The organism is Synechococcus sp. CCY9202, from assembly GCF_034931685.1.
In the GTDB taxonomy this organism is placed as follows: domain Bacteria; phylum Cyanobacteriota; class Cyanobacteriia; order PCC-6307; family Cyanobiaceae; genus CBW1002.
The window spans coordinates 29270-42752 of the sequence record NZ_JAYGID010000128.1 but is presented as its reverse complement, the minus strand read 5'-3'; the positions used below and the strand labels follow the sequence as shown (position 1 = coordinate 42752).

Here is a 13483-nt window from a genome sequence, read left to right as displayed (position 1 = left end):
CTGAGGATCCTGAATTCGAGACCTTCTACACGAAGAACATCCTTCTGAATGAAGGTCTGCGGGCCTGGATGGCCCCGGCCGACCAGCCGCACGAAAACTTCGTCTTCCCTGAAGAGGTTCTGCCCCGCGGCAACGCTCTCTGATCCCTCCACCAGGCTTCAGCATTTGCTCGATCCGAGGTGTCCCTCAGCGGGGCACCTTTTTTCTTGGCTAGAATTCATCTGTTCTGGCAGCAGTGGTGTGGCAGGTTCCCTCCTCCGGGAGAGTAGCCGCCGAAGGCATCACCGGCTGTCATCCATCCCCGAGGAGGAGGTGTCCATGAGTCCCAGTTGTTCGACCCAGGGTCTGCTGATCGCGGAGAACGCCGGCTGATCGCGGCGCCACCCCCTTGATCAAACGGTTCCGCGCTAAGAGTGGACCCGGCGAGAGCCCCCGGATGCCTCTAAGGCAGCCGGGGGCATCGTTTTATCTCCTGCTCAGCCAGTTTCAGGTGGTGGAATTGATGCTAGCTCCCTCTCGTGCAGACCTCCTATATCTTCAGAGACCTATCCAGGGCTGATTAATCAAGGCCGCTGCTCAGGAGTTGTTTCAGTCGCTGATGGTCAACTTCTAGAGAGGCTGATCCGCGCTTGAGCACAACCACACCATCCTCAATCGCCTGTATTCCATACGTTCGCTTGTGAACAAGCTGGAGCAATCGTTTGCGAACCTTGCGGTACTGCTGTCGGTCGCCTGGAAAGGCTACGGCGTAGCGCTGCAGCCAGTCCACGTCGACGGCGATCCAGTCCACGGGCCGTTCCTGGCCCTGGCGGTCCTGGTAGGCCTGATCATGGGGAAAGCGCACCACCACCTCACGATCTGCCAACAGAGGGACCAGGGGGGTGTTGGCGGCAACCGAGGCTTTGGCCGGTATCGCCGAGAGGACCAGGCGCGCTGCTCGGCCATGCTCCCATTGCCGCCAGGGAGCCTGGTAAACCCATGGATCAATGCTGTCCGGAATGATGAAGGAGAGGCTTCTGTTTGGATTTCCGCTGAGGGCGAACATCAGGGAAAGCAGCATGGCTGCAGCCCAGATTGCCTTGAGGTAGCGGCTACGGAAGAGAGCACCATGGCGCGACCACCAGAACACTGCTCCACTGAACAGACCAGGCACCACCAGGAATGTGTAGCGGATATTGATGGAGAGTGGGTTGTTGGTTCCCTGGGCCAGCAACAGCCCCAACAGCGGTAGACCCATCATCAGCCAGCTGTCGAGGCTGATCAATGGCACAAAGGCCAGGGGCAGGCCCTGGGCCGCCAGGTAGCGGAGGGTCTCCCCCGGCGGACTCACCAGTTCCCGCAACAGGATCAGGGGTTGCCGCAGGACCAGAAACAGCACCTCCAGGCTGCTGGCTTGATCCCGCTCGCCCAGGTATTGCCCGAAGTTCTCCACCATGAAGCGTCGGGAATTGTCTTCGCTGAACAGGGGCATCAGCACATTGGTGACCAGGACCACCCAGCCGCCGCCGTAAGCCGCCAGAGCCAGGGCGAGCGGCCAGCGCTGTCGTTCGCGAACCACCAGCCAAAGGGCGACCCCCACCAGAAGCACTCCGGTGTCTTCCCGGATCAGGGGCATGGCGAGCCCTCCCAGGGCGATCTGCCAGATGCAACGGCGCTCCAGTCCGAGGATGAGGACGAAGAAAACCAGTGGCAGCTGGCAGAGGTCGGTGAAGTTGCCCCAGGTGGGGCCGATCACGGCGTTGGCGACGAAGAAACTGAGGGCGACCCACGCGGCCAGCGCCGGCTCCAGGCGCCGACGGGCCAGGTGGTGCAGCACCAGGCCAGCGGCGGTGACCAGCCCCACCTGAATCAGGGGAAGGGCCCAGATCCCCAGCAGTCGTACCAGTGGAATCCACAGCGCCAGGATCGGCGTGAAGTGTTGGCCAAGGCGGTGATACCCCAGGGCGGGAAGTTCGCCGCCATGCACCACGTTGGTGGAGAGCTGCGAGGAGAGGGTGCTTTCGAAGGGATGCCCTCTCCAGCCATTGGCGAGCACCTGCAGAAAGATGCCCTGGTCGTAGGAGGCGGTGAGCACGCTCAGGCGCCACCACTGGAGCAGCAGTCCCACGGCCGCGAAGATGGCCGCGGCGATCCACACACGCCGCGCCGCTGTTTTCTGCCGCTGGGTTCGGTTGGGTGTGTGGGAGGCCGTCCCTCCCTCAAGGCTGGCAGGCTCGTGTGTGTGCATGGCGTCAGTTCAGCGGCATGACATACCAGCTCTGCTCAGGCCAGGGGCAGGCGGTCTTGGTCGCCGACGGGTCGCCGGCGCTGGTAGCGCTGCGGGATTCTGAGCCGGTGACGTTCTCGTGGAGCTGGCAGAGGGTCTGCACCAGCTTCTGTCTCTCTGTCCCATGGTCAAACGGGCGGAAGCTCTCGATCGTGTCCAGGCTGCCTGCCAGCACCACAGCCCCCTGGCGCCGCCAGCGCCGGATCGCCTTGGCACTCACTTTGCCGGGGCTCACCAGCCAACCCTGCCTCTGGGCCAGGTTCAGCAGGGTGGGATCCGGGCCGGTGACGGCCACAATGCGGTCGCCCGGAGCTGTGGTGGCCCGGATCGCCGCCGCCAGAGGTCCGAGCTGCTGCAGTTGCTGGCGCTCCACCCTCCAGTAGTCCAGCGAGAGGATCGTGAGGCTGCCGGCCAGCAGCAGGGCCAGTCCGCCGAAGGCGATCCACTGGCGTGGCGGCGCTGCCCATCGCTGTCGCAGTTGTTCCCAGCCCAGACCCATCAACGGGCAGGCAAAGAGCATCAGCGGCAGCTGGTAGTACTCATGCACGGCGCTGGAGCGGGCTGCCAGGGCCCCTGCTCCCAGCACGGCGGCGACGCCGACGATCAGGGCCGTGCCCCCCCGGGCCGGCGCGGCCCCCAGACCCAGGACCAGCAGGGGCACGCCGAGCACCGCCAGATTCCGAACCGCGATCCGCAGCAGCAGTTCCAGCCAGTAGCGCCAACCGAGCAGTGCCAGTGGGTTAGCGCGATCGACATCGTCACCCCAGAAGCCGAAGCTCAGCCCGCTGGCCTGGCCGAGTCGGTAGGCATGCCAATACCAGAGGGCCGTGACAACCACGCTGGCCAGGCCGAAGACCATCGGACCGGCCCAGCCCACGGTGGTGGCCTGCCGATTGGGCTGCCTGTGCCAGAGCCACAGCATCGGCAGGCCGAGCCAGAGCAGGGGAAACACTTTGAGCAGGCAGGCTCCCGTGAAGGCAAGCCAGCTCAGGAGCAGATCACGGCGTTGACGCCGCTCTCGCCAGGCCAGCAACCGCTCAAAGGCCAGGGCCGCCAGCAGCATCAGCAAGGGCTCCGGCTGCACACTGCGGCCGAAGTAGACGCTGCTGGGCAGCACGCCGAAGAAGAGGCCTCCCCACCATCCGGCGCTGGGGCCGAACAGCTGGCTGCCGATCCGGATCACCAGCCAGAGGGTGAGCAGGCTGAAGGTCACCGCCAGGCCGCGGGCCAGCCACTCGTGCACGCCGAACAGGCGGTAGAGCAGGGCACTCAGATAAGGAGACAGGGGGAACTCGCTTTCCACATATCCGGGAGAGGCCCCGGCCCAGTCGATCTGAGGAAGCCAGAACACGAGGCCGTTCCCGGCGAAGTGGCGTGCCATGGCCGCCGTGTCCGCCTGACGCCAGCTGTGGACTCCCACGATCGGCATCCAGATCTGCACCAGCCGCAGCGCGGCACTCAGACCCAGGGGCAGCCAGGGACCCGGGTCTCTGGATCGGTGCATCCCCGGGGCTGGCAGCAGGCGCTCACCCTATGTCCAGAGCACCAGGCCGCTGGTCATTGCCCGGAGTGGCACAGCGGTGCTTGTGGGCTGCCGATCCAGCCGCCATCCTTCGGGTTGGCGCATTGCGCCTTTTGTGTGAGGACCCCATGAAACTCTTTAAGCAACTGCTGGTTGCTCCTGCGGCCCTTGGCTTGCTGGCCCCGATGGCCGCCAACGCCAACGAGCTCAACCTGGACGGCGTCAACCAGTACGCCTCCCAGGAGCAAGTCACCAGCATCAGCCAGTTCTCCGACGTTCGCCCCACCGACTGGGCGTATCAGGCACTCAGCAACCTGATCGAGCGCTACGGCTGCGTCGCCGGCTACCCGAACGGCACCTACAAAGGCGGCCAGGCCATGACCCGCTATGAAGCGGCGGCCCTGCTGAACGCCTGCCTCGACCGGATCACCGAAGTGACCGACGAGCTCAAGCGCCTGATGAAGGAGTTCGAGAAGGAACTCGCCGTGCTCCGCGGCCGCGTCGACGGTCTTGAGGCCAAAGTGGGCGAACTGGAAGCCAACCAGTTCTCCACCACCACCAAGCTGAAAGGTAAGGCCACCTTCGTTCTGGGTGCCAACAGCTTCAACGGCGACGCCACCTTCCTGCGGAACCAGTACCGCTCCGAACTGGGTGCCACCACCTTCAACTACGACGTTCAGCTGGACTTCGATACCAGCTTCACCGGCAAGGATCTGCTGCGGACCCGTCTGCGCGCCGGTAACTTCCGCGACACCACCTACCTGGGTGGCAACGAGTTCGCTCCCAACCCCCTGAGCGCCCTGGAAATCGCCTTCCAGGAAAGTGAGGCCTCGGATAACCTCGTAGCGATCAACCGCCTGTTCTATCAGTTCCCGGTTGGCAGCGACTTCACCGTCACCATCGGTGGTCGCGTCCGTCAGGACGACATGCTGGCCATGTGGCCCAGCGTGTACCCCGCTGACACCGTGCTCGACTTCTTCACCTACGCCGGTGCGCCCGCTGCCTACAGCCTGAACCTCGGTTCCGGTGCCGGTATTTGGTGGCAGAAGAACGGCTGGAGCGTCAGCCTCAACTATGTGGCCGCCAACGGCAACAATGGCAGCCCTGATGACAGGAACCCCAACTGCGGTGGTATCGGCACCGATTGTTCCGCTCAGACCGGAACCGCTCAGATCGGTTACGCCGCTGAGAATTGGGGCCTGGCCGTGGCCTACACCTATGCCAACGGCATCGGGTTCGCCTCCGGTACCCCCTTCGCCGTGGGCGTCAGCGAGTTCGGTGGTTTTGACAGCAGCAACTCCATCGGCATCAGCGGCTACTGGCAGCCTTCCCAGGCTGGCTGGGTTCCCTCGATCAGCGCTGGCTGGGGGCTGACGGGCTACAACTCTGAAGATGATGCCTTCGGTTTCGATGGTCTTCAGAGCCAGTCCTGGTACGTCGGCCTGCAGTGGGAAGACGTGTTCATCAAGGGTAATGCCGCCGGTATGGCCGTTGGCCAGGGTACCTTCATCACCAGCTTTGGTAATGACTCCGACATCAAGGATGCCCTTGGTGACACCCCCAACGACGGCAACTACGTCTGGGAGTGGTGGTACAAGTTCCAGGTGACCGATAACATCTCCGTCACCCCGGCCATCTACTACCTCAGCGCTCCTCTGGGTCAGCTCCAGAAAGTCAATGGCGATACCTTCAATCAGTTCGGCGGTCTGGTCAAGACCACCTTCAAGTTCTGATCAGGGCATGAGCTTGGCAGGGAGAATTGTTAACGCTTTTCTCCCTCCTTGTTCAGTTTGACTGACTTTCTCCGTCGATTCCATCGGCGCTAGCGCAGGCTCCTCACACACCATGCCTTGCTGCAATTAATGCGCCAGGATTTTCTTGCTTTGCAACCTGTGCTTTAAGTACCACGCACCCCGAGCATTCTTCCTTTCTTCGTTTTCCCTGTCCCGGTGAGCTTGTCTCGCCGGTTTTTTTGTGCTGATCTGATCTTGCGCGCCGCTGAGTCTGGTATCGCAGGGCACCCCGGTCTGTGCTCACACTGCAGGCACTTTGCAGTTGTGTCAGGCAGGATATCGCAGTCGATCCCTTGGATTGGCCTCCCTCAATTTGGTGTGAGGATTTCGATGAAACCATTCCAGAAACTCTTTCTGGCGCCAGCTGCCTTGGGCCTGCTGTCCCCCCTGGCTGCCCAGGCAGCCGATCTCAATCTGGCCGGCGTGAATCGCTACGCCGAAGCTGACGTGGTGGATGGCCAGGATCAGGTCACCAGCATCAATCAGTTCTCTGATGTACGCCCCACTGACTGGGCGTATCAGGCACTCAGCAACCTGATCGAGCGCTACGGCTGCGTCGCCGGCTACCCGAACGGCACCTACAAAGGCGGCCAGGCCATGACCCGCTATGAAGCGGCGGCCCTGCTGAACGCCTGCCTCGACCGGATCACCGAAGTGACCGACGAGCTCAAGCGCCTAATGAAGGAGTTCGAAAAGGAACTCGCTGTGTTGAAGGGCCGCGTGGATGGCTTGGAGGCCAAGGTGGGAGAGCTGGAGGCCACCCAGTTTTCCACCACCACCAAGCTCTCGGGCGAAGCCACCTTCTTGCTGGGTGCTTACGCCTTTGGCGGTAGCGCTGGAGAGGCGCGCGATCTGGCTCGTGAAGAATATGGGGCCACTGTCTTTGTTTACGACGTTCGCCTGAACTTCGATACCAGCTTCACGGGCAAGGACCTGCTGAGAACTCGTCTGCGTGCCGGCAACTGGGCATCCAGCGCTTTCGATGGCCCTACCGATTTCCGCAGCCTGAAGTTCGATAAGTCGTTCGAGTCTGACGCTGGCCCTAACGTGGTTGATATCGACCGCTTGTACTACACCTTCCCGGTGGGCGACCAGCTCAAGTTTACTCTTGGTGCTCGAGCTCGTAATACAGAGCTCTTAGCTCTTAAGCCTGTTGTTTATAAGTCCGATCTCCTGGACTTCTTTACTGGCACCTTTGGTGCTTCGGGTACCTATAATAAGGAGACTGGCGCCGCTGTCGGTGCTATCTGGAAGCAGAAGGTGAAGAAGGGTAATCCCTACCTCGCGGCTGCGGTGAACTACGTCGCCAAGAATGCCGCCAATGGGAACCCTAGTGAGGGTGGCGTGGGGACCGACAACTCCGCAGCTTCCTTCATGGCTCAGCTGGGCGGGGCTGGTAAAAACTGGGGCTTAAGTGCCGCTTACCGCTATGGCCAGTGTGGTACTAATCTGCGCTCTGGTACCGGCTACACCTACCGTGCGTCCAGGGTGGGTTGCGATGATCTAGGCAATGGTGGTGGCAACACCAACAACTTTGCTGTCAGCGCCTACTGGCAGCCCTCTGAGTCTGGCTGGGTCCCTTCGATCAGCGGTAGCTGGGGAATCAGTACCTTCAGCGACAGCTATAAAGTTGCCACCGATACCCAGGCTGCTCAGTCCTGGATGGTGGGTCTGCAGTGGAGTGATGTGTTCGTGAAGGGGAATAAGGCGGGTATGGCCGTTGGTCAAGCCCCCTTCACTACCTCTGCCTTCAGCGATACCACCCCCCAAGACGGCAACTACGTCTGGGAGTGGTGGTACAAGTTCCAAGTCACCGACAACATCAGTGTGACCCCTGCGCTGGTGTATCAGAGCCGTCCTCTTGGTCAGAACACGCCCTCAGGAAAGAGCCTCGATTCCCTCGGCGGAGTGGTCCAAGTGGGCTTCAAGTTCTGATTGCCTGATTGCTTCACTCCTCACACATCACAAGTCGTTTGCCTCCCGCGTCAGCGGGGGGCTTTTTTATGGGGCGCCCCTGTGCTGCCTGCGGTGAAAATGGAGCCTGATCCCGTGCCGTTGCCCTTGTCTGCGTTCCAGCCCGCCCGTGATCCCTACCAAGTCCTGGGGGTGGCCAGCTCCGCTAGTGCCGCCGAGATCAAGGCGGCTTACCGCGCTCTGGTGAAGCAACACCATCCCGACGCCGGCGGTGGCGACGACACGATCCTGGCCCTCAATGCGGCCTGGGAGGTGCTGGGCGATGGTGAGCGGCGCCGGCGCTACGACGGCCATCGCGGTCGGGGGGCCGTGGCAGCCTCTGCCGCGTCGTCTGCCGCTGCAGCCAGCGGGACCGGTCGCGGAGTGCGACGGGCAGCATCACGCCGCGGCGGCCAGGACGATGGGTTGCTGCTGGCCTGGTTGCAGCAGGTCTATGCACCGATTGATCGGTTGCTCGGGCAGGTGATTAATCCCTTCCCTGCCCAGCTGCGGGAGCTGGCCGCGGATCCTTATGACGATCGCCTGATGGACGTGTTCTGTGGGTTTCTGGCCCAGAGCCAGGCGAAGATCGAGAAGGTGGAGGCGCTGTTTGGCTCACTGCCCTGCCCGGCCTCAGCCAAGGGCTTTGGCCTCAGCCTCTATCACTGCCTCAGCCAGGTGAAAGACGCCCTGCAGGAGCTGGAGCGCTACACCATGGGATATGTGGACGGCTATCTGCACGATGGCCGCGAGATGCTGCGGGAGGCCAAGCAGCGTCGCAGCCTGTTGAAGCAGGAGCGGCGCCGCCTGGAACTCTGAGCTGCTGTTGCCGATCGCTCAGGCGACGTAGGCCTCCAGTTGATCCAGCCGCAACCACACGTCAGGCACGGGGCGGCGCCAGCGCAGCTGGGCGTAATCCCCCTTCACCAGCAGGATTTCGCCGGGCCCATCAAAGAGATAGGCCGGCGGTGCCGGATCGCTCGCCGCGGCCTCAAGGCTGCCGCAGTAAGCAGCCCGGTTCACCCGCACCAGGCTCCCCTTCTTTAATGGAGGCGGGCTGGTGGTGGTGTCGGTCATCGTTTCAGCCATCGGTGGCTGCTGGACTTGAGACACGCTAGGACCCCTGCAGCTCAACCACGCCGATGTCCCCCACCCTGGCCTTGCTGCTGGCCGTGTTTGGCGCCCTGATGCTGGTCGCGGTGCTGCTCGACGACATGGCGGCCCGCCTGCGGGTTCCTGGCGTGCTGCTGGTTCTGGTGCTTGGCCTGCTCACCGATAACGACCTCGATGCCCTGTCCGGCCTTGATGCCCAGCCGCTGCTCACCCTGGCCGGTGCTGATCAGATCGCCCAGGTTTCGCTGGTGCTGGTGCTGTTCTTCGGTGGGCTCACCACCAACTGGGGCGAGCTGCGGGCCGTGCTTCAGCCGGCTGCCCGGCTTGCCAGCCTTGGTTCGTTGGTCACGGCCCTGTTGATCACGGGGGTGGTGATGGCCATTGGCTCCCTGCCGGATGTCGATGTGCCGGTGAGTTTCCCTTTGGCCCTGTTCATCGGTGCCATGGTCTGCAGCACCGACGCTTCTGCCGTGCTGGCCCTGCTGCGGCCCCTGGCGGGGCGGCTGCCGAAGCGCCTGGTCGATCTGATCGAGTGTGAGTCCGCTTTCAACGACCCCGTGGCGGTGGTGCTGGCCGGTGTGGCGATGGCGATGGCTGGGGCCGGCGGGGAGTCGGGGCTGGCGACGCCCTCCTCCCTGGTCACCGAGGTGATGCGTCAGTTTCTGCTGGGGATCCTGCTGGGCTTTTTAGGCGGCAGTCTGGCCGGGCAGTTGCTGGGGGCGCGCCGTTCGCTCACCAGCCCGGCCTTGCTGGCCGTGGTGAGCCTGGCGGTGCTGATGTTGCTGGTGGGCGGCACCCAGTTGTTGGGCGGCAGTGGTCTGCTGGCGGCCTACATCGCCGGTCTGGTGCTGGGCAACAGCGCCGATTCCGAGCGCCTGGTGCTGGAGGAGGCCCACGCCGGCTTCGCCAAGATGGCGGAGCTGCTGCTGTTCCTCTGCATGGGACTGGTGGTGAGCGCCGATGCGGTGGTGGAGTCGTCCCTGCAGGTGCTGGTGCTGTTCGGCTCGATGTTGCTGGCCCGCTGGCTGATGGTGGAACTGGTGTTGGCGCGTTCCGGCTTCCGCCGCAATTCCCGGCTGTTCATCTCCTGCTCCGGTCTGCGCGGCGCGGTGCCGATCGCCCTGGCGATCCAGGCCGCTGCAAGCTCCGTCCCCTGGGGGGATGCGATGCCTCCCCTGGCCCTGGGGGTGGTGCTGCTGGGCTTGCTGGGACAGGGCTTTCTGCTGGTGCCACTGGCGCAACGGCTGGGACTGGCCACCGCCGCGGAGCCGCCGCAGACCTAGCCTCGCCGCATTCCATCGCATTGATCGACGGGCGTGCGTTTGCTGTTGCTGGGTTGTTCGGGTTTCGTGGGGCGCGAGTTGGTCCCGTTCCTGCTGGAACTGGGGCATTCGATCGTGCTGGTGAGCCGCCAGGCCCAGCCGTTCCCCCATCTGCTCGGGGAGCGATTTGCGGCCATGCAGCTCGACCCAACGGACGTCACCAGCTGGCAGCGATCCGAGCTGCTGCAGGCCCTTGCTGAGGCCGATGGGGTGGTGAATCTTGCCGGGGAGCCGATCGCCGAGAAGCGCTGGAGTGCGTCCCAGCGGCAGCTGCTGCTCGACAGCCGCCTGAGCACCACCAACGGTCTGGTGCAGGCGATGGCCGGCCTCAGGCGCCCCCCGGCCGTGCTGGTCAACGCCTCGGCGGTGGGGTACTACGGCACCAATCTGGAGAAGCGGTTTTCCGAGTCGAGTCCCGCGGGGGCAGATTTCCTTGCTGATGTCTGCCGGCAGTGGGAGGCGGCGGCCGATCGGGCGCCAGCGGGCTGCCGGGTGGTGAAGCTGCGCATCGGCATTGTGCTGGGGCCCGATGGTGGTGCCCTGGCCAAGATGTTGCCGGTGTTCCGGGCCGGTTTCGGCGGTCCGATCGGCTCAGGCCGGCAGTGGATGAGCTGGATCCACCGTCATGACCTCTGTCGCCTGATCGGTGCGGCCCTCGAGGATGGAGGCTTCAGTGGGGTCTACAACGCGGTGGCACCGGAGCCCACCACCATGGCCTCGTTCGCGGCGGCCCTGGGCAAGGCTCTGGGCCGCCCCAGTCTCCTGCCTGTTCCCGGCCCGATCCTGCAGCTGTTGCTCGGCGATGGCGCCCAGGTGGTGCTCGAGGGCCAGCGAGTCGTGTCGGAGCGGCTGCAGCCGCAGGGTTTCAGCTTTCACTACCCGGAGCTCAACGCTGCCCTCGTCGCTGCCACCAGCCCAGCGCCCCACTGATCAGGGCAGCGGCCATCAACAGACCGATCGCCGGCGTGAACAGGGGCTCCCAGAGCCCTTGAAACACTCGCAGCGGTGCCTCGATCTCCTGGCTGTGCAAGACCACCGCCAGGGCGAACCAGCCGGCACCGGTCAGCACCACGAACACATCGATCACCAGCACGGTGTCGAGGGCACCCTTGAGCCGCTGAAGAATTGTGGGGGGGTCAGCCATGGGCGGCACAGGACTCCTGGGGCAACAGGGTCATGATCGCTGCGGCCATGCGCTGGGTGCCGGCGGCCTCGCCGATCCGCTCCAGACCCAGCTGATGCAGCTGCCGGCGCCATTGAGCCCCGCGTTCGGCATCAGCCAGCTCTTCCAGCAGTCGCGCGGCCAGAGCCGCACTGGCGCGCAGGGTGTCGAGCATGCCGGCCTCACCAGGAGCACACACCACCCCGGGGCCGAGCAGGCGGCGCTGCGCCTCGGCGAAGCCCTCTGTGAACTGGGGGCCCTGGCCGGCCAGCTGCAACACCGGTTTTCCCAGCCCAACGGCCTGCTCGGTGGCGGTCCCGGCCATGGCCAGCACCAGATCGCTCTGCCGCAAAAGGGAGGCGAATCGATCCCAGCCCAGCTCCAGCCGCAGCTCCTCACGCTGCATCCAGAGGCCCTGGGGTTGATCGGCGGAGCCCTGCAGTTGCCAGCCCAGTCGCTGGGCCAGGGCTGCCAGGCGCTCGCTGTCGAGGTGCCGCACCAGAGCCGCCCGCAGACACAGCCGTGACGGCTGCCTCAGCTCCTGCGGCAGCAGGATGAGCAGGTGCAGCATCAGCTCCAGGTTCTGCTCGGCTTCCGGCAGGCGACTGCCGGGCAGCAGGACCAGGCTCTGTGGTGCAGCACTGGCGTTCCTGGCTTCGTCCGTGGGCGTGGCGCTGTCGATCGCTTCGGCATCTCCAGGCCCTGCCGGCGCTCCGGTCCCGGAGCCATCTGCCACCAGATCAAAGAAGGGGTTGCCCAGGAACAGCACCGGCCGCCCCAGCTGCTGGCTCAGGTCAGTGGCGGTGAGGGCGTCGCGGCTCCACACCTGCAGCAGGCGGCGCCGCCGCAGGATCCAGCCGCAGGGCCAGGGCAGCCGCAGGCGGCCTTCGTAGTGGCTGGAATACGCCACCAGATACACGACGCCTCGGCAGCCGGTCAGCCACCAGGCCAGCAACGGCACCACGTCGCCCACGATCACCACCAGATCGGTCTGCTTGCGCCGCCGCCACAGACGCAGCAGCTGCCCGAACAGGTACACCACCTGACCCTGGGCCAGTTCGGTGAGGCGCCCGCGCAGACTGGTGTAGCCGAGCCCACCGGTGCTGAAGGAGCGGGTGCGGCCCAGCACGGCGATGCCGGCCTGGCGGTAGGGCTCGCCATGGCCCACCAGGGGCAGGGCGCTCACCTGGATCCCCGGCTGCTGGATCAGGGCCCGGCCGAGCAGGGCGCCACTGAGGTCTTCCCCGTGGCCGTTGCTCAGCAGCAGCAGGCGTGTCAACCCTGCAGCCACCGCTGCACCTTCTGCATGGCCGGCCAACCTGGCTTGCGCTGCAGGCCATCGGCCATCGAGTCGTTCAGTTCAGCAGCCAGTTCCGGTGCCATCTGCATCACCCGCTGCACCATCTCGATCTGTTCGCGCACCCCCTTGGAATCGGTCTCGAGCAGGGCCAGGCAGAGGTTGATGCGGGCCTGGGGATCCTGGGGATTGAGCTTCACGGCCGTGCGGGCCGAGCGCAGGGCGTCGTCGGCCTGGCCTTCCAGCAACTGCAGCCAGGCCAGGCAGGTCCAGCCCGCCGACTGGCGGGGGGCCTGCTGGGTGATCGCCTGGAATTCCCCGATCAACTCGGCGGACGGCCCACCCTGCTGATAGCGGGCGATGGCCGCATCGAAGCGGGATTCAAAGGTGGCCGTCATCGGCGGGAGCGAAGCCTCGGGATCTCAGATTCCCATGTCGGCCGTCGCAGCCCAGGGATCAGACGGCAAAGGAACTGCCGCAGCCGCAGGTCTGGGTGGCGTTGGGGTTGGTGAAGTTGAAGCCGCCACCGATCAGGGCGCTGGAGAAGTCGAGCTGCATGCCGTAGATGTACAGCAGGCTCTTGGGGTCGCAGACCACCTGGAAGGCAGCCGATCCGTTGGGTTCGTAGGTGTACTGCTCGTCATCGGAGCGGATCTGGTCGGCATCGATGAAATCCATCGTGTAGCTCATACCGCTGCAACCGCCGGAGCGCACGCCCACCCGCAGCACTTTGCTGTCCCCCTGCTGGCTCGTCAGGGCGGCCAGCTGCTTCATGGCCGGCTCGGTGATCAGGATGCCCCGGCCGTCCTTGCCGGCGGAAGCCTGGGGGGGGGCGGAGGCGGGTTGGCTCGCGGTGGGGGCCGCGATCGTTTCGGTGTTCAAGGTTTCGAGGGTTGCGGATGTCGTAGTTGCGGTTGCGGTTGCGGAGCGCACGGTCTCGGGGCTCATCGCTGGGGCCGCGGATGGGTCATGCCACAACTCTATGGAGCCCTGGCTGCCATTGTTGCTTTCGTGGGTGTCCGCGGCTTTCGCTTCCTTGTGGTCACGAGGGCCAT

Annotated in this window: 12 protein-coding genes and 1 pseudogene; 6 read left to right on the top strand and 7 right to left on the bottom strand. The window is 64.6% G+C overall.

What is annotated here, in order from left to right; all coding sequences use genetic code 11:
- Positions 1 to 143: pseudogene (locus VB777_RS15870) on the top strand (photosystem II D2 protein (photosystem q(a) protein)); the annotation flags it as partial.
- Between the two features lie 416 nt (positions 144 to 559).
- On the opposite strand, the gene VB777_RS15865 reads toward VB777_RS15870, so the two are convergent.
- Both VB777_RS15865 and VB777_RS15860 read right to left on the bottom strand, forming a co-directional pair.
- Entirely contained in the window at positions 560 to 2227 is a 1668-nt protein-coding gene (locus tag VB777_RS15865) for a DUF2079 domain-containing protein (RefSeq protein ID WP_322758253.1), read from the bottom strand.
- A 4-nt stretch (positions 2228 to 2231) separates the two neighbouring features.
- Positions 2232 to 3770, bottom strand: coding sequence for an ArnT family glycosyltransferase (locus VB777_RS15860; protein ID WP_323250115.1), 1539 nt, complete (start codon positions 3768 to 3770; stop codon positions 2232 to 2234).
- A gap of 146 nt (positions 3771 to 3916) precedes the next feature.
- Here VB777_RS15860 and VB777_RS15855 point away from each other — a divergent pair, with 146 nt between their 5' ends.
- The 3 genes from VB777_RS15855 to VB777_RS15845 all read left to right on the top strand — a co-directional run bounded on the left by VB777_RS15855 (position 3917) and on the right by VB777_RS15845 (position 8353).
- The gene (locus tag VB777_RS15855; RefSeq protein ID WP_323250113.1) at positions 3917 to 5521 is read left to right on the top strand and encodes an iron uptake porin; all 1605 of its coding nucleotides are present in this window, start codon (positions 3917 to 3919) and stop codon (positions 5519 to 5521) included.
- A gap of 390 nt (positions 5522 to 5911) precedes the next feature.
- Positions 5912 to 7516 (top strand): iron uptake porin, encoded by a 1605-nt coding sequence (locus tag VB777_RS15850; protein WP_416238378.1) that lies wholly within the window; start codon positions 5912 to 5914, stop codon positions 7514 to 7516.
- A 99-nt stretch (positions 7517 to 7615) separates the two neighbouring features.
- On the top strand, positions 7616 to 8353 hold the full coding sequence (locus tag VB777_RS15845; RefSeq protein WP_323250108.1) for a J domain-containing protein: 738 nt from the start codon (positions 7616 to 7618) through the stop codon (positions 8351 to 8353).
- Between the two features lie 18 nt (positions 8354 to 8371).
- On the opposite strand, the gene ndhO is transcribed toward VB777_RS15845, so the two are convergent.
- Positions 8372 to 8623 (bottom strand): NAD(P)H-quinone oxidoreductase subunit O, encoded by a 252-nt coding sequence (ndhO, locus tag VB777_RS15840; RefSeq protein WP_322758257.1) that lies wholly within the window; start codon positions 8621 to 8623, stop codon positions 8372 to 8374.
- Between the two features lie 53 nt (positions 8624 to 8676).
- On the opposite strand from ndhO, the gene VB777_RS15835 reads away from it, so the two are divergent.
- Both VB777_RS15835 and VB777_RS15830 read left to right on the top strand, forming a co-directional pair.
- Positions 8677 to 9930, top strand: a complete 1254-nt coding sequence (locus VB777_RS15835; RefSeq protein ID WP_323250105.1) for a cation:proton antiporter — start codon at positions 8677 to 8679, stop codon at positions 9928 to 9930.
- Between the two features lie 33 nt (positions 9931 to 9963).
- Positions 9964 to 10899: a TIGR01777 family oxidoreductase gene (locus VB777_RS15830; RefSeq protein WP_323250103.1), complete on the top strand. Its 936-nt coding sequence runs from the start codon at positions 9964 to 9966 to the stop codon at positions 10897 to 10899.
- Here VB777_RS15830 and VB777_RS15825 read toward each other — a convergent pair.
- The 4 genes from VB777_RS15825 to VB777_RS15810 are packed head-to-tail and all read right to left on the bottom strand — an operon-like array spanning position 10856 to position 13310.
- Entirely contained in the window at positions 10856 to 11113 is a 258-nt protein-coding gene (locus VB777_RS15825; RefSeq protein ID WP_322758259.1) for a hypothetical protein, read from the bottom strand. The two genes, VB777_RS15830 and VB777_RS15825, sit on opposite strands and share 44 nt — an antisense overlap.
- Complete coding sequence (locus tag VB777_RS15820; protein WP_323250102.1) at positions 11106 to 12410, bottom strand: lipid-A-disaccharide synthase-related protein; 1305 nt, start codon at positions 12408 to 12410, stop codon at positions 11106 to 11108. The genes VB777_RS15825 and VB777_RS15820 overlap by 8 nt, the downstream gene beginning before the upstream one ends.
- Entirely contained in the window at positions 12407 to 12826 is a 420-nt protein-coding gene (locus VB777_RS15815; RefSeq protein WP_197158612.1) for a tetratricopeptide repeat protein, read from the bottom strand. Before VB777_RS15815 ends, VB777_RS15820 begins: the two co-directional genes overlap by 4 nt.
- A gap of 58 nt (positions 12827 to 12884) precedes the next feature.
- A complete protein-coding gene (locus VB777_RS15810; protein ID WP_416223884.1) occupies positions 12885 to 13310 on the bottom strand; it encodes a HesB/IscA family protein in 426 nt (141 codons plus the stop codon).
- Between the last annotated feature and the right edge of the window lie 173 nt (positions 13311 to 13483).

Bases quoted from the DNA above. Each gene is read 5' to 3' on its own strand.
- VB777_RS15865 (WP_322758253.1), bottom strand. From the start codon at position 2,227: ATGCACACACACGAGCCTGCCAGCCTTGAGGGAGGGACGGCCTCCCAC.
- VB777_RS15860 (WP_323250115.1), bottom strand. From the start codon at position 3,770: ATGCACCGATCCAGAGACCCGGGTCCCTGGCTGCCCCTGGGTCTGAGT.
- VB777_RS15855 (WP_323250113.1), top strand. From the start codon at position 3,917: ATGAAACTCTTTAAGCAACTGCTGGTTGCTCCTGCGGCCCTTGGCTTG.
- VB777_RS15850 (WP_416238378.1), top strand. From the start codon at position 5,912: ATGAAACCATTCCAGAAACTCTTTCTGGCGCCAGCTGCCTTGGGCCTG.
- VB777_RS15845 (WP_323250108.1), top strand. From the start codon at position 7,616: ATGGAGCCTGATCCCGTGCCGTTGCCCTTGTCTGCGTTCCAGCCCGCC.
- ndhO (WP_322758257.1), bottom strand. From the start codon at position 8,623: ATGGCTGAAACGATGACCGACACCACCACCAGCCCGCCTCCATTAAAG.
- VB777_RS15835 (WP_323250105.1), top strand. From the start codon at position 8,677: ATGTCCCCCACCCTGGCCTTGCTGCTGGCCGTGTTTGGCGCCCTGATG.
- VB777_RS15825 (WP_322758259.1), bottom strand. From the start codon at position 11,113: ATGGCTGACCCCCCCACAATTCTTCAGCGGCTCAAGGGTGCCCTCGAC.
- VB777_RS15815 (WP_197158612.1), bottom strand. From the start codon at position 12,826: ATGACGGCCACCTTTGAATCCCGCTTCGATGCGGCCATCGCCCGCTAT.